We start from the raw sequence: 25674 nt of genomic DNA on the forward strand, positions 1-25674 counted from the left end.
CGGATGCTGCACGACCGCGTCCTGGTCGACGTGGACGCCGCCGCGGGCGAGCGCAGGTCCTCGAGCGGCATCCTGATCCCGGCGACCGTCCAGATGGGACGACGTCTCACCTGGGCGAAGGTGGTCGCGATCGGCCCGAATGTGCGGGCCGTCGAGGCCGACGACCGGGTCCTCTTCGACCCGGAGGAGCGCGCAGAGGTCGAGCTCCAGGCGAAGACCTACGTGCTGCTTCGGGAGCGCGACATCCATGCCGTGGCGTCTGACAACGTGGCAGACACCGGAACCGGCCTGTACCTGTAGGAGGAACCAGAAGTGGGCGACGTCGTCGTAGTCGGATCCCTGAACGTCGATCTGCACCTGTTGCTGCAGCGTCACATCCTTCCCGGAGAGACGCTGCTCGCCGGCGGCGGAACCTTCTCTCCGGGCGGCAAGGGCGCGAACCAGGCCTGCGCCGCCGCGCTCGCCGGTGCGGACACCGTCATGGCTGGAGCCATCGGTGACGACGCCGCCAGCTCGGTCGCGACGACCCGGCTCGAGGACGCCGGGGTCGACCTCTCGCACGTGCAGCAGGTGGCGGGCCCGACCGGCCTGGCCGTCGTGAGCGTGGATGCGGAGGGGGAGAACACCGTCGTCGTTGTCCCGGGCGCCAACGCTGAGGTGACGCCAACCATGGTGGAGGGCTGGGCCGACGTCATCGCAGCCGCGTCGGTGGTCGTGCTCCAGGGCGAGATCTCCGCCGAGAGCAACCTCGCAGCCGCACGCCTGGCCACGGGCCGGCTCGTGGTGAACCTCGCCCCGGTGATCGAGGTCGATCCGTCCGTGCTGCTGGGCGCTGACCCGCTCGTCGTCAACGAGCACGAGGGCGCGGCCGCGCTCGTCCAACTGGGCGGCGCCGAGCTGACCGAGCCGCGGGAGATCGTGGCCGGGCTGAGGGCCGCAGGTGTGGCGACGGTCGTCATGACGGTCGGCTCGGCCGGATCGCTTGTCGCCGAGGGGGAGTCGGTCACCGAGGTGCCGTCCCCGAAGGTCAGGGCGGTCGACACCGTCGGCGCAGGCGACGCGTTCTGCGGCGCCCTTTCCGCGCGTCTGGCGGCCGGGGACGCGCTTCTCGACGCCGCGGCCTACGCCAGCCGGTTCGCGGCCTACACGGTCCAGTACGAGGGCGCCCAGGCCTCCTACCCGGCGGTCGGTACCGAGCTGCCCCAGGTGTGACCGCGTGACCCGGCGATGCCGGGAATGGCACAGGCCCCGACGTGGTCGTCGGGGCCTTGCTTCGTACACCACCAGGGACTCGAACCCTGAACCCGCTGATTAAGAGTCAGCTGCTCTGCCAGTTGAGCTAGTGGTGCGCGCGAGAGATAACTTTAGAGTGCTCTCGTGCCGCTTGTCCAATCGTCGAGTTGACTCACGCTAGATGCCCGCGTAGGTCGATTCGTTGACTCATCTCAACATGCCCGCGTAGCGGCACGCTACGAGGATGGAGTTGACGATGGCCCAGCGCAAAGCGATCACCACGGCCCAGGCGAAGGCATGGACGAAGGCGACCAAGGCGGAGAAGGCCGCGATTCTGGACGCGGTGGTCCAGGTCACCGGCTGGCATCGCGATCATGCCCGCAAGATGCTGCGCCGCGCCGCGACCGGTCAGATGCCCGGGCCCCGCAAACCCCGAGAGGCGATCAGGCGCTACGACACACACGTCACCGAAGCATTGGTGCGGTGCTGGGCCATGCTCGACGGGATCGCCTCGAAACGTCTCGCAGCCGCCTTGCCACGGTTGCTGGCCGCGCTGGAACGCCTCGACCGACTCGACATGAGCGTCGAGGTCCGTGACCAGCTCCTGGCCATGTCACCGGCCACCATGGACCGGCACCTGCAGCCCTACCGCACCGGACTGATCGCTGCCAAAGGCATCGCCCACACCAAACCCGGCTCGTTGTTGAAGTCCTCGATTCCGCTCAAGACCTGGGCCGAGTGGAACGACACCGAACCCGGGTTCATCGAGATCGACCTGGTCGGCCACGAAGGCGGCGACAACAACGGCACCTTCCACTACAGCCTCAACGCCACCGACATCGCCACCGGCTGGACCGAAACCTGCACCGTGCGCTCCAAAGGCGAACGCATCGTCGCCGCTGGCCTCGACCAACTCATCGGCCGGTTCCCGTTCCTGATCCTGGGAATCCACTCCGACAACGGATCCGAGTTCATCAACCACCACCTCTCCCGCTACTGCAACCTGCGCCAGATCACCTTCACCCGCGGCCGGCCCTCCCACTCCAACGACCAAGCCCACATCGAGCAAAAGAACTGGTCGATCGTGCGCCGCGCCGTCGGCTACTGGCGCTACGACACCGCCCGCGAACTTGACCTCCTCAACCACCTCTGGCCCGCCTGGAACACCCGAAACAACCTGCTGATGCCCAGCCAGAAACTGATCTCGAAAACCCGCACCGGCGCGAAAGTCACCAAACGCCACGACACCGCCACCACACCAGCCGACCGGCTCCTTCGCGACCACCCCGACACGCTCACCCCAGCCGAGCACGCTGCCCTCCACGACCGCCTCGACACCGTCGACCCCATCGAACTCGGCGACCAGATCGCTGTGATCCAAGGCAACCTGCTCGACCTCGCCAAACGCCGCGGAGCCGTCCAGCGACGCGCGAAACGCAACCACGTCTACCTCTCCCGCACCAAAATCACGCGGGCATCTTCAGATGAGGCAACGACTCAAACCAAGCGGGCATCTTGACATGAGGCAACGGGATCGTCGACGACACTCATACATAGTCCCCGCGAACGAAGGGGCCGTACCTCACATACTTTTCCCCGGGAAACAGTGACCGGCCACGATGGGGTGTGGAGGTTGGAGAGAAGCTGTCGATGGCAGCCCGAGTCGAGATCACGAAGAAGTACGCCAAGGCCTATGCCGCGGCCCCGAAGAAGGGCAAGTCCCAGATCCTCGACCACGTGGTCGAGATCACCGGCTGGAACCGTGACCATGCCCGCCAGCAGTTGGTGGCCCGGTTGAAACAGGCCCCGGGACGGGCCACCGCGACGGTCGCGGTGATCGATCGGCGCAAGACCAAGGCGTGTAAGTACTCCTACGACGCCAGGCTGATCCTGCAGCGGGTATGGGCGGCCTCGGGGGGCAGCTGCGGGCAGTACCTCGCCGCATCCATGAGCGATCTGATCGATGCGATGGAAGCCGAAGGCGAACTGGTGCCTAGCCAGGACCGTTACAGCGCCGAGGTCAGGGCCGAGCTGGAATCGATGTCGGCGGCCACGATCGACCGGTACCTCGCACCGGCGCGGGCGAAGGACCCGATCCGAGGAAAGACCGCCACCAAGCCCGGCAGCCTGCTACGAAACTCGATCACCGTGCGTAAAGCCGGTGACGAGGTCGAAGCCGAACCCGGGTTCTTCGAAGTCGACACCGTGGCCCACTGCGGCCCCACGCTGAAGGGCGAGTTCGCCCGCAGCGTGAACTTCACCGACATGCACACCGGCTGGAGCTTCACCTACTCCATCCGCAACAACGCCCACCTCCACATCCGGACCGCGTTCGACCACTTCATCGCCCAGGTCCCGTTCGCGGTCACCGGGATCGATTGTGACAACGGCTCGGAGTTCATCAACCACGACCTGATCGGCTGGGCCGGCCAACGAGAGGTGTTCTTCACCCGGTCGCGGCCTTACAAGAAAAACGATCAAGCCACCATCGAATCGAAGAACAACCACCTCGTGCGCCGCTACGGCTTCTACCACCGCTACGACACCGCCACCGAACTCGCGTTACTCAACCAGCTATGGCCGCTGGTCAACGACCGGCTCAACTTCTTCACCCCCACGAAGAAACCCGAAGGCTGGGCCACCGACACCGTAGGGCGCCGCAAACGCCTCTACGACAAGCCACGCTCCCCCTACCAGAGGCTCCTGGCCGCCGGGGTCCTCAACCCCGCCCAGGAAACAGAACTAGCCGCCTACAAGGCCACCCTCAAACCCGTCGCAATGCAACGACGCATCACCGAGATCCAACAGGAGCTCACCCGACTCGCAGGCCGAAAGACAGCCCGTCTCGAACAACACATCGCATGGAAGGCACCCGACCCCGCCGGCCTCAAAACCCGGGCCAGCTAACCCTTGTTTTCACGGGGAAAAATATCTGAGGTAAGGCCTACCATTTCGCGGGGACTTGACAGTGAGGTACCACGATCGTCACTCTGTGGCCTTGCGGAGGCGCTCGATGATGAGGGCCTCCTCCGTCTCGGTGAGCTCGAGCAGGGCGTAGTGGGTGGGCCACATGTTGCCCTCGTCGAGCCTCGCGGCCTCCTCGAATCCGACCGTGGAGTAGCGGTAGTCGAACTTGGACGCGGGCTGCAGGAAGATCACGTTCTTCCCGTGGGCGTTGGCCCAGGCGGGCATCCCGTAGTAGGTCTTGCCGACCAGCTGCGGGGCGACCTGCTTGACCAGTTCATGCAGGCGAAGCGCGATCGCGCGGTCGTGCTCGGGCAGTTCGTCGATCTTGGCGAACATGGCCTTCTCCGAGGCGTCGGCCTTCTTCGACGCGCGCAGCTCGGCCGCGCGTTCCTTCATCGCCTTCTTCTCCTCCTCGGAGAAGCCGGGGTTTGTCTTTGCCATGGTGCTCCTCAGATCGTGGGAGGTCGATCATCCCACGAGGGGATCGTCCGGAGAAGGAGAACCGCCCCCGGATGGCCGGGGGCGGTTCGTCGGTCAGTCAGCTCAGCGTCCGGTGGACGGCAGTCCGGGCTTGACCGGGGGACGGCTCGGCGACGGGGTCGGCGAGGGGCTCGGCGACGGCGTGGGCACGTCGTTGATGGTGTTGGTCACGACGACGTCGGTGGTGTCGCCTGCGGCGACGGTGAAGTTGACGTTGTCGATGACGATGTCGCCCCAGACGGTGCCGGTAATGGCGACCGGGGTCTTCTCGCTGATCGACACGACAGCGCCCGCGGGAAGCTCGGGGCTGGTCGCCTTCTCGCCGGCCTTGACCTCGAGCGAGCCGGAGCCCGCCTCGAAGCCGTCACCGGCGGGGAAGGAGTAGTCGATCGTGAAGGTGGTGTCCGCGGGAACCTTTGACGCGGCGTCACCGGCGAGCAGCTTGCTGACCTCGAACTGGCCCGTCTTCAGGGCGAGCGGGTTGGTCAGGGTGATCTCGGAGAGGGTGCCGCCCTTGAGCGTGAACTCCGACTCGGAGAACACCGGGGTGCCCCACGAGGCGTTCGGCAGCGCCGACGGCGTGGCCTCAGACAGCTTGACGGTCGAGTTGCGGGGGAAGTCCTCGCTCGTCCAGGTCTGGCCGGCCTTGAAGGTGAACGTGTCGGTGACAGGCTCGCCTTCGCCCTCGGGCGGGGTGACGGTGTAGGTGACTGAGAAGTCGACGTCGTCGACGTTCACGTCCGGACCGTCGACGGTCTTGGTGACGGCGAAGCGGCCGACGTTCTCGCCGATGCCGGTGGCGGAGCCGCCGACGTTGCGCTGCTGGGCGGTGACCGTCTTCTCCTCCTCGGTGCCGACCGTCGCTTCGTTCTCGTAGGTCTCAAGCGTCAGGTCGGTGGGCTGGGTCACGAACTTGATCTCGTAGAAGTAGCCCTTTTCGGCGACGATCGTGACCTGGTCACGGGCGGCGTTGATGGTGTACTCCGACTCCGGCTTGACCTGCCAGTTGGTCGGGCGCCAGTAGCCTGCGCTGTTCGGGCGGACCTCGTTGGTCTCGAAGACGACGGCGGAGCGCGCGGGGATCAGGTCCTGCCCGGCTCCCGGGGTGTCCTTGACGATGATCGTCTCGCCGCCCTCTGCGCCGTTCGGGCCTGCCTCGACGGCAACCGTCCAGACGATGGCGTTGGTCTCGTAGTCCCAACCGCCCCACTTGCCGTTGCCCCGGCCCGTGAACTCGCAGTTCTCGGGGCAGGTGCCTCCGGTCTTGGGCGGAACGACGGTCAGCGTCGCCTCGACGTCGTCGAACGTGTAGGTCACCTGGGTGTCGGTCGTGGTCTCGGTGGTGACCTGGACCCAGAACTTGAACGTGCCCCGCAGGTTCAGCGGGTTCTCGGCGATGTAGTCGTCGTCGATGTCGCAGAACAGCCTGGTGTCCTCGACGTAGCACGTGCCCATCTGGACCGAGGGCGTGGTGCCCTTCGCGTCAGACATCATCGGGAACGACGTCTTCACGCCCCGCAGACCCTCCGGGAGTTCGACCTCCAGGCCGGCGGTGGGCGCCGGGTTGTCGGGGAGCGACCAGGTGCCGACGAGCTCTGCCCGTGACCACGTGGTGGCGCTCTCCTGTGTGAACTTCATCGAGGTGATCGTCGCCTCCGTGGTGTAGGGCGGCGCGCGTTGGCTGCGGACAGCCCGAGCAGCGCGAGCAGCCCCACCAGGGTGGTACCGATCACGGTGAGCACGCTGATCCGGCGCGTGCCCTTTCCTGAAAACATGTTTTCTCCCCCTATGTGGACGTCTCGGGGACGTCAGCGCCCCGAGGGGCTCAGCAGGCGCGTCAGAGCGACAGGCCCGTCTTGCCAGATGGATAGTTTACCCGAGGGGGGCATTTTCAGCAGTTCGGGAACATCTTCTACTACGAATGGTCGGAGGCCGGTCGGCTCCCCGCGTGGAAAGGTTGTTTCTAGCAGAAAACGGACAGTTACGCGTCTGTGGATAACGTCGCCGCTGGCAAGATCGCTTCCGTGTGACCGTCCGGCGACGGTGCTCGATCCGTGAAATCTGGACCCGAGGTGTCGGGGTCTACCTGTCCCGTGAAGCAGTTCCCTGGGAACCTCGTGCCAGCGCAGGCGCGGCGCTGTGGGTGAACCCGACACCAGGAGCCCGGAGCAGGCGCAGGCCAGTACAGAACTGGCAATCCTGCGCGGAACCCCGCCACGGCCTCCTGGGTGACGACGGCTGTCTCAATGGCTGTCACAGGTGTGGGCTGGGCAACCGTCAACCCGCTCCCGCAAGGCGCCCCAGGCAGGACTCGAACCTGCAACCGACGGATTAGAAGGCCGTTGCGCTATCCATTGCGCCACTGGGGCTGGGCCCCAACAGTGTAGCCCGCTGGCACGGGTGGCTCCGCGACGCCTAGATTGGTCGCCATGACAGAGAATCTGGTGTGGATCGACTGCGAGATGACCGGGCTTGACCTAGTCAACGACGCGCTCATCGAGGTTGCGGTGCTCGTCACCGACGGTGACCTCAACGTGCTGGGTGACGGAGTCGACGTCCTCATCAAGCCGAGCGACGAGCAGCTCGCCAACATGGGCGACTTCGTCCGCGAGATGCACACCAACTCCGGCCTCCTCGACGAGCTGTCCGAGGGGGTCACCATGGAGGAGGCCACAAGGGCCGCCCTCGACTACATCCGCGAGTTCGTCCCCGTCGCGCGCAAGGCGCCGCTGGCAGGCAACACGATTGGCACCGACCGTGCCTTCCTCGCGCGCGACATGCCCGAGCTGGAGGAGTGGGTCCACTACCGCAACGTCGACGTCTCCTCGCTGAAGGAGCTCGCGAAGCGCTGGTTCCCCAAGATCCAATACCAGGCGCCAGCCAAGACGGGCAACCACCGGGCGCTCGCCGACATCCAGGAGTCGATCGAGGAGCTGCGCTACTACCGCGAGGCGATGTTCGTGGCGCCCCCCGGCCCGACGACCCCGGAGTTGCGGGCCATCGCCGCCAAGCACCGCGGCGCCCTGACCGGCAACACGGGAGAGGCCCCGGCCCAGGCCTGAGCGCACCCCGCGGGGCCCGGAAACCTCGATTTTCCACCCCCGGCAACCGTGCGCTATTCTTCTCAGGTCATCGACTCAGGTCGACGACGATGGTGGGTATAGCTCAGCTGGTAGAGCACCTGGTTGTGGTCCAGGATGTCGCGGGTTCAAGTCCCGTTACTCACCCCAAACGGGTCAGGTGTGAACTTGCGACCAAGGGTCCTCCGCGGCCCAGCTCAGTGCGTCGGCATGGAGGCCAGACAGTTGAGGATCGCGACGGCCTCGGACGCGGCGCTGGGGTCGAGGGTCCACCTGAACAGCTCGGCCGGTGGACGACCGTCGAGCGCGGCGGCGTGCAGCAGGCTTTGGAGTGCGGTGCGGGTCTTGCCTTCCCAGAACCCGCCGGACTCGACTCCTCCGGCGCTGAGACCGGTGGCGGCGGCGAGTCCGTTGGCGCGGATCATCGCGGTCAACGGATCGTCGCAGCCGCGGATGGGTGACCAGCGCAGCCCTGCCGGGATGCCTTCGGCGAGGTGTTGGGGGTCGAACACGGCGACCGGCCCGCCTTTGCGGCGTCGGGCGCGAAGGGTCGCGGTGAGTGCCGAGTGCGGTCGCTCCGTTCTGCCGATCAGCGTGGGACACGCGCCTTGAGCCAGGCGGTCACTCCGTTCTGCCACCGGTCGGGGTCGGTGTTCCAACAGAGGGTGTGGGCGTCATCAACGCGATCCTCGACGCACCCGGCGCGGTCGTGACCACCAGCACCAGGCCCGACAACACCATATCGTCCGGCCACGCCCAGAGAGACCCGACTCAAGCCGTACGTCCGCCGGTATCATCGGGAGTGTTGGCCTGCCTGGGCCATAGAGCGAGGGAGGAGCATCGTGGCTGAGCCGTGGCTGTCCGCAGACGACATCGCCGCCCACCTCGGGGTCACCAAAGACACCGTCTACACCTGGATCGCCGAGAAGGCCATGCCCGCCCACAAGGTCGGACGCCTCTGGAAGTTCCAAGCCAGCGAGATCGACGACTGGGTGCGACGAGGTGGCGCTGCCGCCGACTCCGAACCCTCCCCGCCCGGGTGAGCGCATCGCTTGCTTCGCGCCGCCGTCGACACTTTGTCAGTGGCACCCCATATCCTGATTCACTGCCCAAAATCGGAAGGAGGCACCTCGTGACAGAAGCGACGACCGACGCAACGTTGACGCTCGCGACGCTTCGCGCGGGCCAGCGCCTCCGGGGCTTGGTGCCGGGGCAGACGGTCACCCTGATCGCCATCGACCCTATCGACGCCGAGCTGTTCGAGGTCTTCTACCGCGACGACTCCGGTCGCAGCGGAGCACGCGCGATCACCGATGCCGACGCGGCACGGTTCGAGGTCGCGGGCGACTTTGACTCCGCCCCCGCCTACGATGCCGATCCGGACGAGTTCCGGCTCGCAGCCGAGGCGCTCCGGATCAAGTACGCGGCGCTGTATGACCCGATGGTCGCGGTCAACAGCTCGGACGTGGACCCGCTGCCGCACCAGATTCGCGCGGTCTACGAGGAACTGCTGCCGCGCATCCCGCTGCGGTTCCTGCTGGCCGACGACCCCGGCGCGGGCAAGACGATCATGGCCGGGCTGTACCTGAAGGAGTTGATCCTGCGCTCGGACTGCGAGCGCGCGATCATCGTCGCCCCGGGTGGGCTCGTGGAGCAGTGGCGCGAGGAGCTCAGCCAGAAGTTCGACCTGCGCTTCGAAATCTTCAGCCGCCAGATGGTCGATGACGCCCAGGGCCGCAACGTCTTCGCTGAGCACCCGTTCCTGATCGCCCGCATGGACCAGCTCTCCCGTAGCGAAGACCTGACCGAGCAACTCGGCGAGGTCACCTGGGATGTCGCCGTCGTTGACGAGGCCCATCGCATGTCTGCCCACTACTCCTCGTGGGCGGGCGAGGTCGATGAAACCAAGCGCTTCAAACTCGGCCGCCTGCTGTCAGAGACGGCACACAACTTTCTGTTGATGACCGCGACCCCGCACGCGGGCAAGGAAGAGGACTTCCAACTGTTCATGTCGCTGCTGGACCGCGACCGCTTCGAGGGCCAGTACCGGCAAGGCGTGCACCGTACCGACACCCACGGCCTGATGCGCCGCATGGTGAAAGAAGACCTGCTCACCTTCGAGGGCAAGCCACTGTTCCCCGAACGCAAGGCCTACACCGTCGAGTACGAGCTGAGCCCCGCCGAGCGAGACCTCTACGAACAGGTCACCAACTACGTCCGCACCGAGATGGGGCGTGCTGAGCGGATCGCCCAGGCCGGGGACAAGAAGCGCGGCAACAACGTCGGGTTCGCGCTCACCGTGCTGCAACGCCGCCTCGCCTCCAGCCCCGAAGCGATCCTGCGATCCCTGGAACGACGCCAGCAGCGCCTCGACACGAAACTGCGCGACATGCAGCGCATCACCGACGATGCCCGCTTCCGCACCTCTATCGCCTCACACATCGACGAATGGACCACGGGCAAGACCACGCTCGATTTCGGAAGCGACGCACTACCCGCGTTTTCGGTCGACGACTTCGAGGACTTCGAAGAGGAAACGACCGACGAGGAACGCGCCCAGTTCGAGGAACAGGCAGACCAGGGCTCTTCACAGAAGTGAGTGGATCAGGGGTCTGAACCCGCCAGCGTCGAGTAGGCATCTGGCGACGTAGTTGACGATGCTGCGGAAGCCTCGGGCTGTGCCGCGGAGGTGTTCGAGCAATCCGTTGATCGCTTCGGTGGGGCCGTTCGAGGTGCCGGGGTGGTCGAAGAACGCGAGGATGTCATCGCGGCGCCGTTTCATCGTCTGCCCGAGCGAGCGGAGCTCGTCGAGGCCGGCGGGAACCCCGGCCTTGATGGCGTCGATCACCCGGGTCATGATCTTCTTCCCCTCGGCTGGGTCGGGGGCCTGGTAGGCGTCGATCACGTCCTGGTAGATGCTCCAGGTGACCTCGAACGCGACATGCCGCTCGTCGGCGAGGACCTTCGCGAGCCGGTGCTGCTGCTTCTCTGTGAGCAGCGAAGCGCGGGTGCGGGCGACGCGTCGGATGCCGTAGAGCGGGTCACCGGAGCGGCCCCGATGCCCCAGTGTCTCTTGCTGGATGCGTTGCCTGCAGCGGTCGAGCTTGTCACCGACCAGGGCCACGACATGATACGGATCCATTACGGTGGTGACGGTGTCGATGGCTTCGACGGCGGCGCTCTTGTAGCCGGTGAATCCGTCCATCGCGACGATCTCCACTCGGTTCCGAAACGAGTCGGTCTGGGCTTCGAGCCAGGTCTTGAACGCCTGCTTCGAGCGGCCCTCGACCACGGCCAGCAGGCGTGAGGGACCGGTTCTGGTCCTTGTCGGGGTCAGGTCGATGATGACGGTGACGTACTTGTCGCCGTGTCGTGTGTGTCGCCACGCGTGCTCATCGACGCCGACAATGGTGACCCCATCAAGCCGGTCTGGGGTGTCGATGAGCAGTTCGGTGCCGGCGGCCAGGATCGCGTCCGAGGCGGTGTTCCAGGCGACGCCGAGGTTGGCCGCGACCCGGGCGATCGACATCCGGTCGACCACGACCTGCTTGACCGCCAACATGATCGCGTCACGCGACAGCTTCCCCTTCGACGGCGCCGCCGCCGTGATGCTGTGACGCCAGATCCGTCGACACGGTACGCACCGGTAGCGAGGGACGACCACCTCCAGGATCGTGGGCTTCCACCCGAACGGCACATGCGCCAACCTGCGCAGCACCGCATCGTGCCGGACGCCCGGCCCGGCGCAGCCCGGACACGGCGATGGCGGTGTGGTGGGGCGGCAGCGCAGCACTGTGTGGTCGGGTTCGACGCGCTGGGCGGTCACGGACAGCCCGAGACGGTCCAGCCGGCAGAACGTATCGAGGCAGGGTGGGGTAGCGTTTCGCACAAGGGCCCTTGGGTTTTCAGATGTGGCTTAGACACCTTCATCCTGCCAACCCGAGGGCCCCCACTACCAGCCCGACCCTCCGGAGCGCCACCGAGCCGGGTCGCTCAGATGCCGCCCTTGGCTCCACTGCCTTCTGTGAAGAGCCAGTGATCTGAGCCGGTAGTTGACGAGGTTGCGGAAGCCGAGCGCGATGCCGCGGAGGTGTTCGAGCCGGCCGTTGATGGCTTCGGTGGGTCCGTTGCTGGAGCCGGGGTGGTCGAACCACGCCAGGATGTCGTCGCGTCGCTTTTCGAGTGTCCTGCCGAGTTGGGCGAGCTCTTCCAGCCCGGCCGGGACAGCGGTCTTGATCCGGTCGATCACCGAGGTGAGCAGCTTCTTCCCGACGTCGGCGTCGGGGTGTCGGTAGGCGTCGATGATGTCTTGGTAGGTCAGCCAGGTGACCTCGAGGGGGACTGCTTCATCGATGGCCCACAGTGCTGACAGGCGGGCCTTCTGCTTGTCGGTGAGTAGCGCCCGGCCGGTGCGCAGGGTACGTCGGGCCTTGTAGAGCGGATCATCGGCTCGGCCGCGGCCGCCGGTGAGTTCACGTTGGACGCGTTGTCGGGTGGCGTTCAGCTTGTCGCCCGCCAACGCGACCACGTGGAAGGGGTCCATCACGGCGGTGGCGTCGGGGACGGCTTCGGCGGCGGCGGTCTTGAAGCCGGTGATGCCGTCCATCGCCACGATGGCGACCCGGGCCCGGAACTGGTCGGTCTGAGCCTCCAGCCAGGTCTTGAACGCCTTCTTCGAGCGACCCTCGACCAGGTCCAGCAGCCGGGCGGGGCCGGTGTCGTCCCGGATCGGGGTGAGGTCGATGATCACGGTCACGTACTTGTCGCCCTTGCGGGTGTGTCGCCAAGCGTGCTCGTCGACGCCGACGACCTCGACGCCGTCGAGCCGTCCCGGGTGGTCGATGAGGAGCTGGGTCCCGACGTCGGTCACGGCCATGTGGGCGGTGTCCCAGCTGATGCCCAGCACGGCGGCGACACCGCTGATCGGGGTGTGATCGAGCACGACTTGGCACAGGGCCCACCAGTCCGCGGCCCTGGTCAGCTTCGACCGCGGTCGGGCCACCGTCTTCAGCGAATGCCGCCACACCCGCCCACACCCATCGCAGCGGAACCGGGGCACCCGGACCGACAGCCACGTCGGCCGTCGGCCCACGGGCAGGTGGGTGAACCGGCGTAGCACCTGGTCGTGCACCCGGCCCCCAGCGCCGCAGCGGGGACATCGGTCATCGACGGTGACGAGCGAGCAGAACAGGATCGCCTTGTCCGGCCAGATCTGCTGGGCGTCGACCCGCAGCCCGAGGGCGTCAACCCGAGCGAAGGTGGTCAGATCCGGGCTGGTGACCGGCGGGCAGGCGGGCGTCGTTGAGGTAGCGTCAGACATGGGCCTTGTTGTTGCTGGATGGGATTCGACACCCACATCCTCGCGGCGACAAGGCTCCTCAACGCTCAGCCCGCGCCGTCACCCACCCACCCTCGATTGGGAAGAGCCGTGTTACTCTTTGGGCATGGTGGTACGCCGTTTGGAAAGCCTTGGTCTGATTATCGGACCCTTGCTGTTCGCCCTGTCACCGCTCTTCTGGATCGACGGACACTATGGAGTGACCGGCGGGCTTCTCATTGCCATAGCCGCCGTGCCCTGGGTGTACGGACTCATTGGGGAATACAACGCCCTCCGCCCCCGGTTTCCCCTTCTGTCGGGGCTATGGATGCTTCTGGTGCTGATCGGCATGTTCGGCACCGTCGCGTTCGGGCTGCAAGGCGTGTTTGAGAGTGTGTTCGGTATCACCGAGTTTCGCTCGCTAGCTACTTTCGACATCTACCCACTCCCGGTGGCTATTGTGCTGATTCTGGCCGGACCGCTCTTTCCGGTCGCGCTTTTGTCCTTGGGCGCAATGCATTGGTGGACCGGGCTCACGCCCCGCTGGAGCGCTGTGTCGTTGGTATTTGCGGCGGCTGCGTTCCCGGTTGCGCGGATATCTCGATCTGTCCCAGTTGCGTTCATCGCTGACCTCGTCATGCTCGCAGCCTTCTGTGTGGTCGCCTGGTTTGCCTGGCATCGAAGGGACGAGGAATCCATATAACTTGCGGCTTGCGCTCAATGATGCAGAACTCTGACCCTGATTTCCAGAACATCGCAAGAAAGGTGCGCTCCCATGACCACCCACTTCTATACTGCTTCAAGCCTCGACTGGTTCATCGCCACCCCCGAGCATTCCCTTGAGTGGCTGTTCAAGCAGGACTTCGATTTCGAAGGCCCCATGGCATACCCAGAGTTCGTGAAAGGAATTGGCGCTCTCTTCATGGGTGCTTCCTAGTATGAGTGGCTACTGAGCAACCAAGATGAGTGGGGCTACGAGCAGCCGGTCTGGGTATTCACTCATCGCGACCTGCCCGTTCCAGAAGGCGCAGATATCCGCTTTGTTCAGGGTTCAGTGACGCAGGCTCACGCAGAGGCCGTCCTAGCTGCGCAGGGAAAAGATATTTGGGTGGTGGGCGGTGGCGACCTTGCTGGCCAGTTCGCAGATGCTGAGCTACTCGACGAAGTCTGGGTACAGTTCGCGCCGGTAACACTTGGTTCCGGCCAGCCTCTCCTTCCGCGAAATCTGCAACTCGAAATCATTGACCACGCTCGCAATCGCGATTTCATTTGCATTCGATACCGGGTACTCCGAGAGACGCCTCACCCGTAGATCTTGAAATCCGCCGCAGACTCGCGCGCAGGCAGGAAGTGATCCACAGAATCGATCACTTGACAGACTGGAAAGTGATAGCTTAATCGGCTCTTCACAGAAGTGAGTGGATCAGGGGTCTGAACCCGCCAGCGTCGAGTAGGCATCTGGCGACGGTATGTCGACCTCGGGGTTATGTTGACCGACGTCGTGGGGTGCCTGTTCCAGTGCGGGTTGGGGCCTGATCCGGTCAACATAACGATGAATGCTCGGGTCGGGGTTCGCTTGATCTGACCGGGCGATCGTTGGGATCGCCTGGCTTCGGGTCAGGAGGACCAAGATGGTGATTCATCGTGATCAGTGCCGCGCTGACGCGCGGGACGTGCTGGACGAGTTCGAAGCGTGGCTGCTGCGGGAACGGTCCACGCAAGAGGGCACCGCTGCTGCCTACGCCGACACGTTCCGGCTCCTGCTGACCTACGCCCAGCAGGCCACCGGGATCGCCCCGTCGGCGTTGACCCTGGCCGATCTGGACGCGGACCTGATCGGCGGATTCCTCCAGCATCTGGAAACCGAGCGCGGCAACTCCGCCGCGACCCGCAACGCCCGCCGGGCCGCGCTGCGGTCGTTCTTCAGCTACGCCAGCTACCGGGCACCCGACGCGATCGCAACGATCAGCCAAGTCCTCGCGATCCCCGCGAAACGCACCAAGACCACCCTCGTGTCGTTCCTGACCGCTGCCGAAGCCGAAGCCCTCATCGCAGCCCCGGACACCGGCACCTGGCTCGGGCGCCGAGACCGGCTCCTGCTGCACCTGGGCATCCAAACCGGACTCCGCGTCAGCGAGCTGACCAGCCTGCACATCGACAGCATCCAGATCGGCCCGCACAGCCAGCTCGAATGCATCGGCAAGGGCCGCAAGCAACGCGTGATCCCACTCCAGAAGAACACCGTCCAACTCCTCAACGCCTGGTTCGGCGAGCTTCCACCCGTACCGGACGGGCCACTGTTCCCGACCCACGCCGGGACGCCACTGACCAGGGCTGCGGTCGGCAAGCTCATCGCCCGTCATACCGCTGCCGCGGTCGGACGGTGTTCTTCCTTGGCCGAGAAGAACGTCACGCCCCACACGCTGCGGCACACTTGCGCAATGAGCCTGCTGCACGCCGGGATCGACACCGCGAGCATCGCGCTCTGGCTCGGGCACTCGAACATCCAGACCACGCAGATCTACCTCCACGCCGACCTCGAACTCAAACGACGAACCCTGGAACGCGTCCCCGCCGTCGATGAGCGGCCACCGGCCCGCTACCAAGCCTCGGACGCTCTCATCGCGTTCCTCAAGAACCGCTGAACCCCGCACGGTTATGTTGATCGGCTCAGGCCCCAACCCGCACTGGAACAGGCACCCCACGACGTCGGTCAACATAACCCCGAGGTCGACATACCATAGCTTATGCGGAATTCCGCATAAGCGACGTAGTTGACGATGCTGCGGAAGCCTCGGGCTGTGCCGCGGAGGTGTTCGAGCAATCCGTTGATCGCTTCGGTGGGGCCGTTCGAGGTGCCGGGGTGGTCGAAGAACGCGAGGATGTCATCGCGGCGCCGTTTCATCGTCTGCCCGAGCGAGCGGAGCTCGTCGAGGCCGGCGGGAACCCCGGCCTTGATGGCGTCGATCACCCGGGTCATGATCTTCTTCCCCTCGGCTGGGTCGGGGGCCTGGTAGGCGTCGATCACGTCCTGGTAGATGCTCCAGGTGACCTCGAACGCGACATGCCGCTCGTCGGCGAGGACCTTCGCGAGCCGGTGCTGCTGCTTCTCTGTGAGCAGCGAAGCGCGGGTGCGGGCGACGCGTCGGATGCCGTAGAGCGGGTCACCGGAGCGGCCCCGATGCCCCAGTGTCTCTTGCTGGATGCGTTGCCTGCAGCGGTCGAGCTTGTCACCGACCAGGGCCACGACATGATACGGATCCATTACGGGCTCTTCGTACTTGCGGTGGGTCGGGGGCGACACGCCGGGTGAGCGGGGTGGGCTGAGGTAGGGGTCGGGGCCCTCAGGATCAGGAGTTACCAAGCTTCTTATCCACCGAGGACCCCGACTGTGTCTGAGCCTACGACGTGTGCTGCGCGCTGCCCCCATGACGACGCCTACTGCGACAACTGTGACCGTCTGGTCGGCTTGCCCGGCGTGCACGTCATCGGAGTGGACCGGCGACCTGCCGGGCTGGTGGTCGAGGTCGAGTCCCCACCAGCGATGATGGGCTGCCCGACCTGCGGGGTGGTAGCCCGCAGCCATGGCCGACGGACGCTCACCTTGGTCGACATCCCCTGCTTCGGAGCCCCGACACGCGTGCGTTGGCGCAAACGCACGTGGACGTGTCCCGAGCCGTCCTGTCCCGTAGGGGTGTTCACCGAGCAGGACGAACAGATCGCCAAGCCACGCGCGATGCTCACCACCCGGGCGTGTCGCTGGGCGACCGAGCAGGTCCGACGCGAGCACGCCAGCATCGCCGGGCTGGCTCGGCAGTTGGCCACCACGTGGCGGACTGTGTGGACCAGCATCGAGCCGATCCTGCAGCGTGCCGCCGCTGATGAGTCCCGGTTCGCCGGCGTGACCACGCTTGGGGTGGATGAGCACCTGTGGCACCACGTGAGCCCCCGCAAGCGTGGCCCCAAGGAGCTCACCGGCATGGTCGACCTCACTCGTGACAAGGACGGACGCGTCCATGCCCGGCTGCTCGATCTGGTGCCGGGACGTTCGGGCACCGTGTACAAGACGTGGCTCGACCAGCGCGGGAAGGGGTTCAAGGCCGGGGTCGAGGTCGCCACCCTGGACCCGTTCCGCGGCTACAAGAACGCCATCGACGACAAGCCCGCCGACGCCACCGCCGTCCTTGATGCGTTTCATGTGGTCGCTCTGGCCAGCCGGGCCGTAGATGAGGTCCGCCGCCGCGTGCAGCAGGAGATCCACGGCCACCGGGGTCGTTCCGGCGACCCGCTCTACGGGATCCGTAACATCCTGCGTTGCGCGGCCGAACGGCTCACAGACAAGCAACACGCCCGCCTCGCCGCGGCGATCGCCGCCGATGACCGCCACGACGCCGTCCACGTCGCCTGGCAGTGCGCCCAGAAGGTTCGAGCCGCCTACGCCCACCCCGACCCAGCCAAGGGCCGCCAGATTGCCGAGCAAGTCGTCGACGGGTTCCCCTCCTGCCCGATCCCCGAGATCGCCCGACTCGGCCGCACCCTCAGACAGTGGAAAGACGCCTTCCTGGCCTACTTCGACACCGGCCGCGCATCCAATGGCGGCACCGAGAGCATCAACGGGCTCATCGAGCTCCACCGACGCATCGCCAGAGGCTTCCGCAACCGCGAGAACTACCGACTACGCATGCTCCTCATCGGCGGCGGACTCAACCTCGACCCACCGCAGGTATGAAGAGCCACATTACGGTGGTGACGGTGTCGATGGCTTCGACGGCGGCGCTCTTGTAGCCGGTGAATCCGTCCATCGCGACGATCTCCACTCGGTTCCGAAACGAGTCGGTCTGGGCTTCGAGCCAGGTCTTGAACGCCTGCTTCGAGCGGCCCTCGACCACGGCCAGCAGGCGTGAGGGACCGGTTCTGGTCCTTGTCGGGGTCAGGTCGATGATGACGGTGACGTACTTGTCGCCGTGTCGTGTGTGTCGCCACGCGTGCTCATCGACGCCGACAATGGTGACCCCATCAAGCCGGTCTGGGGTGTCGATGAGCAGTTCGGTGCCGGCGGCCAGGATCGCGTCCGAGGCGGTGTTCCAGGCGACGCCGAGGTTGGCCGCGACCCGGGCGATCGACATCCGGTCGACCACGACCTGCTTGACCGCCAACATGATCGCGTCACGCGACAGCTTCCCCTTCGACGGCGCCGCCGCCGTGATGCTGTGACGCCAGATCCGTCGACACGGTACGCACCGGTAGCGAGGGACGACGATCTCCAGGATGGTGGGCTTCCAGCCGAACGGCACGTGCGCGAGCCGGCGCAGCACCGCATCATGCCGGGCGCCGTCCCGGCCGCACCCGCGGCATGGCTCGGCGGTGGTGGTGGGGCGGCATCGCAGGACGGTGTGATCTGGTTCGACGCGTTGCGCGGTGACGGTCAGGCCGAGACGATCCAGTCGGCAGAACGTATCGAGGCAGGGTGGGGTAGCGTTTCGCACAAGGGCCCTTGGGTTTTCAGATGTGGCTTAGACACCTTCATCCTGCCAACCCGAGGGCCCCCACCTGCCCCCGACCCCGCCGAGTCCAGCGGGTCGGGCCGGTCACCCGCACCCCTTCACTCCACCGCCATCTGTGAAGAGCCGCATTATCGCGATCACCGGTATCTCGGGCCTCATCTCTGGCGCGATCTCAATGGCGCTTGGCGAATACACCTCCGTGCGGACGCAGAACGAGCAGCTTCAAGTTGAGATCGACACCGAGCGCGACGCCCTCACTCGCAATCCAGAAGGCGAGGAGGCCGAACTCTCGATCATGTTCGAGTCGCTCGGCATGCACCCTAGTAGTACAGCTCGCGATGCCGCTTCACAGGTGCACGCGAACACCGAACAGGCGCTCAGAGTGCACCTCGCGCACGAACTTGGCTTGAGCCCCGACGAAAAGCAATCGCCGAGGGTGGCGGCAATCGCATCTCTTGTCTCCTTTAGTAGCGTGGGTGCGATTATCCCGGTCCTTCCGTTCCTGATCGGCTTCGGAACCCTCGGGTGGGGGCTCCTCTTCGGCGGAGTGGGTCTTCTCGCTGCGGGCTTCGCTGCCGCAAAGTTCACTGACCGCAACCCCTTCGCGAGCGCGGGCCGCCAGCTGCTCTTCGGCGGCATCGCCGTCGCGGCCACCTATGGCATTGGTACGCTCCTCGGGGTCTCACAACTCGGTTAATCGGCGAAGATCGAGCCCACACTCTTCAGCAGCGCCCAATTGGCTTGGTGATCCTCAAAATCACGCGATCCTCGCAATTCGAATCTCTGCTGTGGCCGTAGGCTTAATAACGCATGCCAAGCCCGGAGTTCGTCGACGCAGTGCTCGACGTCATCAGGCGCATCCCGCCAGGGCGCGTCATGACATACGGTGACATTGCGCACGCACTTGGGTCCAACGCTCCGCGGGCAGTCGGTCGAGTGCTCGCCTACTACGGCCACGCCGTCACCTGGTGGCGAGTCGTGCCGGCGAGTGGACTGCCACCGCAGGGACACAGTCGTCTCGCCCTTCCCCGCTACCTTGAAGAGGGCACACCGCTCAGGTGCCAGGTATCGGAGGACGACTACCGCATCGCTCTGTCATCGGCCCGACTCAGCTACGATCATGAAATTTACTCGGAGGTTGCCCCTTGAACCGTAATGCCCCACGACGAGGCGCATCAAAAGGCAGCCCTCTGAGGTCGATCAAGCGACCGCAGTCAGCTGGCAAGAAGGCCGGGGCCGCCTCGAAAAAGCAGGCCGCTGCCAAGGCAACGCCCAAACCGGAACGGGTGGAGCTGCCGACGCTGCAGCTCGGCTTCGTGCGCGGCGTGGCCCCAAGCAAGTGGGCCGAGCGTTGGGCGCGAGCAGTGCGAGAACAACCGTTGGAACTCGTGCCTGTGGACCTGCACGAGGTTGAGAACGCCCGCACAGAGTTCGATGTATTGCTAGAACGAGTTGCACCCGGAGCTATTCCCGCGGGAAGCGAGGCGGCAGCGCGCACCCGGCACGCGATGCACCTCTACAACGAGACCATCGCTCTTGTGGTTCCGGCAGATCACGAGCTCGCGAAGCTGGGAGAGATTGATCTCGAGGATCTCTCCTTATTGACGCTCCTCGCACACCCGGATCACTTCGCCGAGTGGCCCGAACCCCAGGAGTGGAAAGACCCTTCTTGGACGCCACGAAACGCCAAGGCAACACTCGAGCTCGTAGCGACTGGGCTCGGCGGCGCGCTCATGGCGCAGCCCCTGGCCAGGCACCTCTCTAACAAGCGTGTGCACGCCGTGATTCCCTGAGTTCCGCAGCTGAGTGACTGCTTGGGGGCGCGGTTGTGGGGGTTGACCTGCGGAAACGCGTGTTTGGCCGGTGACACGGCGTGTCACTAGCCCTGTCCCGGCGGGAGGATCAGCCCGCGGTGGCGAGGTCCAGGATCCGGGGCGGGGCGGTGATGTCGAGCTGGGCGAGGATCTTGGCCTGCTCGCTGGTGAGGTCGGTGCTCTGCTGGTAGGTGCCGGCCGGGCCGGTGAAGGTGCCCACGTACAGCCGCTGGAGTTCGGCGCGCAGGTTGTTCCAGGTGTCGCCGGTGGTGGTCTCGATGATCCGGATCAGCAGCAGCGCGAGCCAGCACAAGACGACGTGGGCGCGGATGCGGTCCTCGAGTCGGTGGTGGACCGGGCGTAGGTCCAGGATCTGTTTCATGTCGCGCCAGCCGCGTTCGACCTCCAGCAGCTGCTTGTAGCCCAGCGCGATGTCTTGCGCGGAGAGGTGGGGGTCGCTGGAGCGCAGCAGGTACTTGCCGTCCAGCTTGGCCTCCTCGGCGATCGCGTCCGCGTCGATGCGGAGTAGCCCGCTGGGGGTGACGCGCAGGTAGCGGTTCAGCCCGGGCTTGGTGGAGATCACCCCACGCAGCTCGGCCCGCTTGGTCTTGGTGAGCTTGTCGGAGTTCTTGATCATCTCGGTGAGCCGTGCGAGCAGTGCCGTCCGCACCAGGGCGTCGCGGTCGGCGGCCTCGGGGTTGTGACAGATGACGAACCGTTCGCTCTCGCTGATCCGTACTTCCTTGACGCGCAGGTTGTCGGCGACGTCTTGGTAGCGGCCGGCCCGCCCCAACGCGGCAGTGGCTTCGGCCGAGCCGGAACGGAGCTTCTCGCCCAGGATGTAACCGCCGCCGGCGCGTTGGAGGTAGCGGCGGTTCTCCGCTGAGGTGAACCCGCGGTCGGCGACCCACACCACCCGGGCCAGGTTCCAGTCGCGCATGTCGTCCTTGACCTGGCGGATCAGCGCCGAGTCGGAGGTGTTGCCCGGCCAGCACCACACCCGTACCGGGATCCCCTCGCGGGTCACGGCCATCCCGACGACGACCTGCGGCAGGTCCTCGCGGTGGTCCTTGGACTTGCCGTAGGTGCGGAACCCGGCCTGCTTGACCGCACCGCTCGGCAGCTCGCCGCCGTCGTCGTCGCCGTCGCCGTCAGCGGTGGTGTCGATGGTGGTGGCCACGGGGTTGCCCTTGACGTCGCGCCAGAGGGGTTCGTCGCCGGTCTCGGTTTCGAAGTAGGTGGAGGTGGTCTCGAAGAACAGCAGGTCGACCTGCAGGTTGAGCAGGTCCGCGGTCGAGGCGTACACGTCCTTGGCCAGGGCTGGTTCGACGGCCAGGAGCCAGTCCATCGCCCGGTAGCAGGCGTCGTCGCTGACCTCGGACAGGCCAGGAACGTGCACGTCACGGTTGACCCAGCCCGCGGCGGCCAGCTTCGAGGACGGTGCCAGTGCACGGTTGGCGACCAACGCGAACAGCACCCGCTCAACGGTGGCGTCGCGGCGGGTCCCGCTCAGCAGGGTGCGCATCGTCTTGGCGATCCCGAGCCGGGTCCACAACGCGTCCAGCACCCAGGCCCCGCCCAGCGGCCGGGACTCGATGAAGCCCAACCCGGGCAGCCCACCGGCCTGATCCTCGACCTGGCTGCCTCTCGAGGTCTCGCCGAGCAGCCGGGACAGCGACCCGATCAACCGCTGCACCGCGGCCCGGTCCAGCTCCTCGGCCCGGCCGAAGTTGTACAGCACCTTCATCCGCGCGCTCTTCGCAGCCGGATCCCACTCGTTGTGCGCCAGCTGCAGCAGGGCCCAGTGCCCAGCGATGAGGTCCGGTGCCTGCCGAGTCGGCAGCATCTGGGCGAAGATCATCCGCGAGTACCCCGAGACCATCACCAGCACCGGCGGGTGACCGGTGTGACCGAAGCCGAGCGGGACCGATGCCGGCGGGAACCACAGATCGCACTGGACCCGCTGCCCGGGGTCATAGGCGGTGCGCGTGGCCGGGTCCGGCGGCAGGTAGTACGGGCGCAGCTCCCGCACCCGGTCCTTCAAGACCGTCAACGACCGCTCCCACCCGACCCGCTCGGCGATCACCGTCGCCGGCATCCGCGGATGCTCCCGCAGCAACTCCCGGATCGCTGGCTCCACCGCGTCCACGATCGAGCCCTTCGGCGCCCGGACATACTTCGGCGGAGCATCGCGCGCCAACGCCCGCCGCACCGCGTTTCTCGACACACCCAGCCTGCGAGCGATCGCCTTGATCGCCACCCCTTCGACCCGATGCAGTCTGCGGATCTCAGCCCAGTCCTCCACGGTCATCACCCTCCCCAGCGTGGCCGAGGGGGTCCGTTTTCGGCCGTCGATACAGGGTCATTTTTCAGGCGACGCTGACAAATGCTAGTCATCTGGCAGGGCGTCGGCGCCCGCGGGGAGCATGCAGACTCGTCCATCACTCCGGCGCCGGGGGCCTCAGGTCCGGGGCGCGACCGCCGAACTTGGTCAGATCGGCGTCGCGGATCGATCGGCACGATGGGCAATGCGCTGGACAACACCTCCTCCACTCCTCAATCGAGCAGCACCTGCACCCATTGAGTTCGACCTCGGTCAGTGGCAGGCTAGGACTGTGACCCCGCCTCGGGGGCCGCATAATCAACCAACTCTCCGAGAGATCCAGGACAGTTCAATGAGGCGCTCCCATCCGTCGCGCGCTACCGCCTGGGTAGCCGGCTACCTGGTGTTCGTCCTGGCGCCTCTCTTCGCTCTGCTCATAGGGACCGTCGGGCCGGCCCGGGACTTCTGGACCGAGTTCTCCGCCGCAATCGGCTATGCCGGGCTCGCGATGATGGGACTGCAGTTCGGTCTCACTGCCCGGTTCCGGCGAGTGACCGAGCCGTGGGGCGAAGACGTCCTCTATCACCTGCACCGCCAGCTCTCGTTGGTCGCCGTCGCCCTGGTTATCGCCCATCCGGTCATCCTGTTCATCGTCCGGCCAAACCTGATCGGACTCCTCACCTTCGTCGACGCGCCCTGGCGCGCGCGCTTCGCCGTGCTGTCCGTGGTGTCACTCCTAGTGCTCGTGATGACGTCGCTGTGGCGGGCGCGTCTGCGGATGCGCTACGAGACGTGGCACCATCTGCATGTCGTCCTGGCCGTCGCCGCGGTGGTCACCGGCCTGGCGCACATGGTGAGCTGGGGCTTCTACCTAGCCGATCCGTGGAAGAGGGCGCTGTGGATCTCTCTGACGGTGTTCTGGATCGGACTGCTCGCCTATGTGCGCATCGTCAGGCCGCTGTTCATGCTCCGCAGGCCCTACACGGTCACACAGGTGCGTGCTGAACGCGGCGACACCACGACGCTCGTGATGGAGCCCGACGGGCACGACGGCTTCCACTTCGAGCCCGGTCAGTTCGGCTGGCTCACCGTCTGGGGCGGTCCCTTCCGCATCACGGGTCACCCGTTCTCCTTCTCCGGCAGCGCTGAGGCCGGCGAGGGATCGGTCGAGATGTCGATCCGCAGGCTAGGGGACTTCACCGCTACGGTTGGGACGATTCCGGTCGGCAAGCGAGTCTACGTGGACGGACCCTATGGGGCGTTCACGATCGGAAACCCGGCCGACATGCACATCCTCATCGCTGGCGGTGTCGGCATCACACCGATGATGAGTATCATCCGGACCCTGGCCGACCGACACGACAACCGGCCTGTCATCCTGCTGTACGGGGCTACAGACTGGGAGTCGATCACGTTCCGCGAGGAACTCGACAAGATCGCCGGCCGGCTGGCGCTGACCACCGTCTACGTGCTCACCGATCCGCCCGCCGACTGGACCGGCGAGCGAGGCTTCATCACCGCTGACATCCTGCGGCGCCACGTCCCGCCGCCATACGACGAGCACGAGTACTTCATCTGCGGACCACCCCCGATGATGGACTCGATGGAGACCACCCTCAGCACACTGGGCGTACCGATGTCCAAGTACCACTCCGAGCGATACAACTTCGCCTGAAGGAGGCCTGAATGCGCCGTACACTCGCCGATCGGCTCGCTATCGCCACCGGCATCCTCATCGTTCTGATGTCCGCCATGTTCGCCCTCGCGCGCGTGGCAGCCTGACGCTCAACCAACGGAGGTAGTGGTTCGGTCCGGCACAGCGTCGTCTGGCGGGTGTTGCTGGACGTTGGTGATGTCCCGATCGGTAAGCCCTGGACCATGTCGCTGACCGCGACCCGGGACCGCTGCACGGATAAGTGACATCTGATCTGTGGCGCTGAGGGTGCCGCTGGAAGGATGTGCACTGTGCCGAAGCGGGGAGACCCTCGGAGTCGTGCGCGATGAGCTCGTGGTGACCGGCGCAGGGCGTGAGTCGCGGCTGCGTGACGCGCTGGCGACGGTGGCGGACCGGTATGACCTGGTGCTCATCGACTGCCCGCCCTCGCTGGACCAGCTGACGATCAACGCGTTGGTGGCCGCCGATGCCGTTCTCATCGTTACCCAGAGCAAGCAGGCCAGTATCAACGGACCACCTATGTAGACGCGTAGACGTCGAAGCTACCTTTGGTGACGCTCTGTACGTACGACGCTGCGCCAGCGATCAGCCTGAGCTGTTCGTCTGAGGATGCCTTGATGCTGAGGCCTGGTTGGGCGATGACGGTCGAAATGCGGGGGAACAGTTGGGGGGCTTGCTGCCGGATGCGGAACAGCGCTTCTCGATCGCCGATCTCAAAAGGGCTGAGACCAGTGCGCATGGTGTACGCCTTGGCGCGGCGGTCAAGATGCTCCAGCAACGGAAGGGCTCCGTTATCGCGCCATCGCGCACCTCGCATCGCTTGCCCACATACCTCGTACAGGTCGCTGAGGCGTGAGCCGGCTGTGGGCTTCGATGAGTACTTGCAGTGCACCAGCGTGACAAGAAGATCGCCCTTGTCGACGCGGATACCAACAAGGTCGGCGGCTTCGCCAGCGCGGTCGTCGTCGATGAGGATATCGAAAGTCTGGTCGAGGAATGATCAAATCCTGTGGATGGTCCCCGGGGGCTGGGGTGCGAGGGACGCACCTTCTCGGGGATGATCTTTCAGTAACAGAGATTCTGATCATGGGCCGACGTTGGAAGCGTTGGTCCGGGAAGGTGCGTCCATGTCCAATGTAGTTCCCGAGGGCTGGGAGGCCAACCAGGGGCAGCCGACCGAGGCTCGAGAGGGAGACGGGCCGGTGCTTGATGAGATCGTGACGGTGCTCAGCGAATTTCCCCAGAGTTGCTCGTCGAAGTTCCTCAGGTCGCGGGGTTAGG

Annotated in this window: 26 protein-coding genes, 3 tRNA genes and 2 pseudogenes; 19 read left to right on the plus strand and 12 right to left on the minus strand. The window is 65.8% G+C overall.

The window, feature by feature from the left end; translation table 11 throughout:
* Positions 1-3: 3 nt before the first annotated feature.
* The gene (locus BW733_RS13635; RefSeq protein WP_077351319.1) at positions 4-300 is read left to right on the plus strand and encodes a GroES family chaperonin; all 297 of its coding nucleotides are present in this window, start codon (positions 4-6) and stop codon (positions 298-300) included.
* Between the two features lie 12 nt (positions 301-312).
* Positions 313-1212, plus strand: a complete 900-nt coding sequence (locus BW733_RS13640; RefSeq protein ID WP_077351321.1) for a ribokinase — start codon at positions 313-315, stop codon at positions 1210-1212.
* Positions 1213-1276: 64 nt separating this feature from the next.
* On the opposite strand, the gene BW733_RS13645 is transcribed toward BW733_RS13640, so the two are convergent.
* Positions 1277-1349: transfer RNA gene (locus BW733_RS13645), tRNA-Lys, on the minus strand.
* 128 nt (positions 1350-1477) lie between these two features.
* On the opposite strand from BW733_RS13645, the gene BW733_RS13650 reads away from it, so the two are divergent.
* Together BW733_RS13650 and BW733_RS13660 are read left to right on the plus strand one after the other, a co-directional pair.
* The gene (locus tag BW733_RS13650; protein WP_202970180.1) at positions 1478-2752 is read left to right on the plus strand and encodes an integrase catalytic domain-containing protein; all 1275 of its coding nucleotides are present in this window, start codon (positions 1478-1480) and stop codon (positions 2750-2752) included.
* A gap of 131 nt (positions 2753-2883) precedes the next feature.
* Positions 2884-4140 (plus strand): integrase catalytic domain-containing protein, encoded by a 1257-nt coding sequence (locus tag BW733_RS13660; RefSeq protein WP_152024495.1) that lies wholly within the window; start codon positions 2884-2886, stop codon positions 4138-4140.
* A 78-nt stretch (positions 4141-4218) separates the two neighbouring features.
* Here the strand turns inward: BW733_RS13660 and BW733_RS13665 are convergent, their stop codons facing one another.
* The 3 genes from BW733_RS13665 to BW733_RS13675 all read right to left on the minus strand — a co-directional run bounded on the left by BW733_RS13665 (position 4219) and on the right by BW733_RS13675 (position 7049).
* Positions 4219-4641 (minus strand): hypothetical protein, encoded by a 423-nt coding sequence (locus BW733_RS13665; protein WP_077351323.1) that lies wholly within the window; start codon positions 4639-4641, stop codon positions 4219-4221.
* Between the two features lie 102 nt (positions 4642-4743).
* Complete coding sequence (locus tag BW733_RS13670) at positions 4744-6318, minus strand: DUF5979 domain-containing protein (protein WP_077351325.1); 1575 nt, start codon at positions 6316-6318, stop codon at positions 4744-4746.
* 658 nt (positions 6319-6976) lie between these two features.
* A tRNA-Arg gene (locus BW733_RS13675) sits at positions 6977-7049 on the minus strand.
* A 60-nt stretch (positions 7050-7109) separates the two neighbouring features.
* Here BW733_RS13675 and orn point away from each other — a divergent pair.
* On the plus strand, positions 7110-7742 hold the full coding sequence (gene orn, locus BW733_RS13680; RefSeq protein ID WP_077351327.1) for an oligoribonuclease: 633 nt from the start codon (positions 7110-7112) through the stop codon (positions 7740-7742).
* Between the two features lie 92 nt (positions 7743-7834).
* A tRNA-His gene (locus BW733_RS13685) sits at positions 7835-7910 on the plus strand.
* Positions 7911-7957: 47 nt separating this feature from the next.
* On the opposite strand, the gene BW733_RS13690 is transcribed toward BW733_RS13685, so the two are convergent.
* Positions 7958-8272 (minus strand): hypothetical protein, encoded by a 315-nt coding sequence (locus BW733_RS13690; protein WP_237268203.1) that lies wholly within the window; start codon positions 8270-8272, stop codon positions 7958-7960.
* 330 nt (positions 8273-8602) lie between these two features.
* On the opposite strand from BW733_RS13690, the gene BW733_RS13695 reads away from it, so the two are divergent.
* Positions 8603-8803, plus strand: a complete 201-nt coding sequence (locus tag BW733_RS13695; RefSeq protein ID WP_047688041.1) for a helix-turn-helix domain-containing protein — start codon at positions 8603-8605, stop codon at positions 8801-8803.
* Between the two features lie 89 nt (positions 8804-8892).
* Positions 8893-10359, plus strand: a complete 1467-nt coding sequence (locus BW733_RS13700; protein ID WP_237268204.1) for a DEAD/DEAH box helicase — start codon at positions 8893-8895, stop codon at positions 10357-10359.
* On the opposite strand, the gene BW733_RS13705 is transcribed toward BW733_RS13700, so the two are convergent.
* Together BW733_RS13705 and BW733_RS13710 are read right to left on the minus strand one after the other, a co-directional pair.
* The gene (locus BW733_RS13705) at positions 10348-11649 is read right to left on the minus strand and encodes an ISL3 family transposase (RefSeq protein WP_077351179.1); all 1302 of its coding nucleotides are present in this window, start codon (positions 11647-11649) and stop codon (positions 10348-10350) included. The two genes, BW733_RS13700 and BW733_RS13705, sit on opposite strands and share 12 nt — an antisense overlap.
* Before the next feature lie 63 nt (positions 11650-11712).
* Complete coding sequence (locus tag BW733_RS13710) at positions 11713-13080, minus strand: ISL3 family transposase (RefSeq protein ID WP_237268205.1); 1368 nt, start codon at positions 13078-13080, stop codon at positions 11713-11715.
* 124 nt (positions 13081-13204) lie between these two features.
* Between BW733_RS13710 and BW733_RS13715 the strand changes: the two genes are divergently transcribed.
* The 4 genes from BW733_RS13715 to BW733_RS13725 all read left to right on the plus strand — a co-directional run bounded on the left by BW733_RS13715 (position 13205) and on the right by BW733_RS13725 (position 15722).
* Entirely contained in the window at positions 13205-13780 is a 576-nt protein-coding gene (locus tag BW733_RS13715; RefSeq protein WP_047253612.1) for a hypothetical protein, read from the plus strand.
* A 72-nt stretch (positions 13781-13852) separates the two neighbouring features.
* Positions 13853-14014, plus strand: coding sequence for a dihydrofolate reductase family protein (locus tag BW733_RS19550; RefSeq protein ID WP_237268206.1), 162 nt, complete (start codon positions 13853-13855; stop codon positions 14012-14014).
* A 96-nt stretch (positions 14015-14110) separates the two neighbouring features.
* Positions 14111-14389 carry a dihydrofolate reductase family protein gene (locus BW733_RS19555; RefSeq protein WP_237268414.1) on the plus strand — a complete coding sequence of 93 codons (279 nt, stop codon included), beginning with the start codon at positions 14111-14113 and terminating at the stop codon, positions 14387-14389.
* A 319-nt stretch (positions 14390-14708) separates the two neighbouring features.
* On the plus strand, positions 14709-15722 hold the full coding sequence (locus BW733_RS13725) for a tyrosine-type recombinase/integrase (protein ID WP_077350747.1): 1014 nt from the start codon (positions 14709-14711) through the stop codon (positions 15720-15722).
* A gap of 68 nt (positions 15723-15790) precedes the next feature.
* On the opposite strand, the pseudogene BW733_RS13730 reads toward BW733_RS13725, so the two are convergent.
* A pseudogene (locus tag BW733_RS13730) lies at positions 15791-16345 on the minus strand (ISL3 family transposase); the annotation flags it as partial.
* 123 nt (positions 16346-16468) lie between these two features.
* Here BW733_RS13730 and BW733_RS13735 point away from each other — a divergent pair.
* On the plus strand, positions 16469-17806 hold the full coding sequence (locus tag BW733_RS13735; protein WP_202970209.1) for an ISL3 family transposase: 1338 nt from the start codon (positions 16469-16471) through the stop codon (positions 17804-17806).
* Here BW733_RS13735 and BW733_RS13740 read toward each other — a convergent pair.
* On the minus strand, positions 17781-18392 hold the full coding sequence (locus BW733_RS13740; RefSeq protein ID WP_237268207.1) for a transposase: 612 nt from the start codon (positions 18390-18392) through the stop codon (positions 17781-17783). The two genes, BW733_RS13735 and BW733_RS13740, sit on opposite strands and share 26 nt — an antisense overlap.
* A 304-nt stretch (positions 18393-18696) precedes the next feature.
* Here BW733_RS13740 and BW733_RS13745 point away from each other — a divergent pair, with 304 nt between their 5' ends.
* From BW733_RS13745 to BW733_RS13755, 3 genes are all read left to right on the plus strand, one after another.
* The gene (locus BW733_RS13745) at positions 18697-19278 is read left to right on the plus strand and encodes a VIT1/CCC1 transporter family protein (RefSeq protein WP_202970210.1); all 582 of its coding nucleotides are present in this window, start codon (positions 18697-18699) and stop codon (positions 19276-19278) included.
* Between the two features lie 179 nt (positions 19279-19457).
* Positions 19458-19730 carry an MGMT family protein gene (locus tag BW733_RS13750; protein ID WP_237268415.1) on the plus strand — a complete coding sequence of 91 codons (273 nt, stop codon included), beginning with the start codon at positions 19458-19460 and terminating at the stop codon, positions 19728-19730.
* The gene (locus BW733_RS13755) at positions 19727-20374 is read left to right on the plus strand and encodes a LysR substrate-binding domain-containing protein (protein ID WP_077351337.1); all 648 of its coding nucleotides are present in this window, start codon (positions 19727-19729) and stop codon (positions 20372-20374) included. The genes BW733_RS13750 and BW733_RS13755 overlap by 4 nt, the downstream gene beginning before the upstream one ends.
* A gap of 109 nt (positions 20375-20483) precedes the next feature.
* On the opposite strand, the gene BW733_RS19560 is transcribed toward BW733_RS13755, so the two are convergent.
* Both BW733_RS19560 and BW733_RS19565 read right to left on the minus strand, forming a co-directional pair.
* Positions 20484-22211, minus strand: a complete 1728-nt coding sequence (locus BW733_RS19560) for an IS1634 family transposase (protein ID WP_443081363.1) — start codon at positions 22209-22211, stop codon at positions 20484-20486.
* Positions 22185-22709 (minus strand): annotated as a pseudogene (locus BW733_RS19565) (transposase); the annotation flags it as partial. The pseudogene BW733_RS19565 and the gene BW733_RS19560, both read right to left, overlap by 27 nt.
* Positions 22710-23010: 301 nt before the next feature.
* Between BW733_RS19565 and BW733_RS13765 the strand changes: the two are divergent.
* Both BW733_RS13765 and BW733_RS19570 read left to right on the plus strand, forming a co-directional pair.
* Positions 23011-24393 (plus strand): ferredoxin reductase family protein, encoded by a 1383-nt coding sequence (locus BW733_RS13765; RefSeq protein ID WP_202970212.1) that lies wholly within the window; start codon positions 23011-23013, stop codon positions 24391-24393.
* A 318-nt stretch (positions 24394-24711) separates the two neighbouring features.
* Positions 24712-24918 carry a ParA family protein gene (locus tag BW733_RS19570; RefSeq protein ID WP_418361322.1) on the plus strand — a complete coding sequence of 69 codons (207 nt, stop codon included), beginning with the start codon at positions 24712-24714 and terminating at the stop codon, positions 24916-24918.
* On the opposite strand, the gene BW733_RS13775 is transcribed toward BW733_RS19570, so the two are convergent.
* Entirely contained in the window at positions 24911-25132 is a 222-nt protein-coding gene (locus tag BW733_RS13775) for a hypothetical protein (protein WP_077351343.1), read from the minus strand. The two genes, BW733_RS19570 and BW733_RS13775, sit on opposite strands and share 8 nt — an antisense overlap.
* Before the next feature lie 388 nt (positions 25133-25520).
* Between BW733_RS13775 and BW733_RS18335 the strand changes: the two genes are divergently transcribed.
* Positions 25521-25673: a hypothetical protein gene (locus BW733_RS18335; protein ID WP_161490241.1), complete on the plus strand. Its 153-nt coding sequence runs from the start codon at positions 25521-25523 to the stop codon at positions 25671-25673.
* The last annotated feature ends 1 nt before the right edge of the window (position 25674 follow it).

Source organism: Tessaracoccus flavescens (genome assembly GCF_001998865.1).
GTDB classification, from domain to species: domain Bacteria; phylum Actinomycetota; class Actinomycetes; order Propionibacteriales; family Propionibacteriaceae; genus Arachnia; species Arachnia flavescens.

Bases quoted from the DNA above. Each gene is read 5' to 3' on its own strand.
- BW733_RS13650 (WP_202970180.1), top strand. From the start codon at position 1,478: ATGGAGTTGACGATGGCCCAGCGCAAAGCGATCACCACGGCCCAGGCG.
- BW733_RS13665 (WP_077351323.1), bottom strand. From the start codon at position 4,641: ATGGCAAAGACAAACCCCGGCTTCTCCGAGGAGGAGAAGAAGGCGATG.
- orn (WP_077351327.1), top strand. From the start codon at position 7,110: ATGACAGAGAATCTGGTGTGGATCGACTGCGAGATGACCGGGCTTGAC.
- BW733_RS13775 (WP_077351343.1), bottom strand. From the start codon at position 25,132: ATGCGCACTGGTCTCAGCCCTTTTGAGATCGGCGATCGAGAAGCGCTG.
- BW733_RS13635 (WP_077351319.1), top strand. From the start codon at position 4: ATGCTGCACGACCGCGTCCTGGTCGACGTGGACGCCGCCGCGGGCGAG.
- BW733_RS19550 (WP_237268206.1), top strand. From the start codon at position 13,853: ATGACCACCCACTTCTATACTGCTTCAAGCCTCGACTGGTTCATCGCC.
- BW733_RS13670 (WP_077351325.1), bottom strand. From the start codon at position 6,318: ATGAAGTTCACACAGGAGAGCGCCACCACGTGGTCACGGGCAGAGCTC.
- BW733_RS13750 (WP_237268415.1), top strand. From the start codon at position 19,458: ATGACATACGGTGACATTGCGCACGCACTTGGGTCCAACGCTCCGCGG.
- BW733_RS13710 (WP_237268205.1), bottom strand. From the start codon at position 13,080: ATGTCTGACGCTACCTCAACGACGCCCGCCTGCCCGCCGGTCACCAGC.
- BW733_RS13725 (WP_077350747.1), top strand. From the start codon at position 14,709: ATGGTGATTCATCGTGATCAGTGCCGCGCTGACGCGCGGGACGTGCTG.
- BW733_RS18335 (WP_161490241.1), top strand. From the start codon at position 25,521: ATGTCCAATGTAGTTCCCGAGGGCTGGGAGGCCAACCAGGGGCAGCCG.
- BW733_RS13715 (WP_047253612.1), top strand. From the start codon at position 13,205: ATGGTGGTACGCCGTTTGGAAAGCCTTGGTCTGATTATCGGACCCTTG.
- BW733_RS13660 (WP_152024495.1), top strand. From the start codon at position 2,884: ATGGCAGCCCGAGTCGAGATCACGAAGAAGTACGCCAAGGCCTATGCC.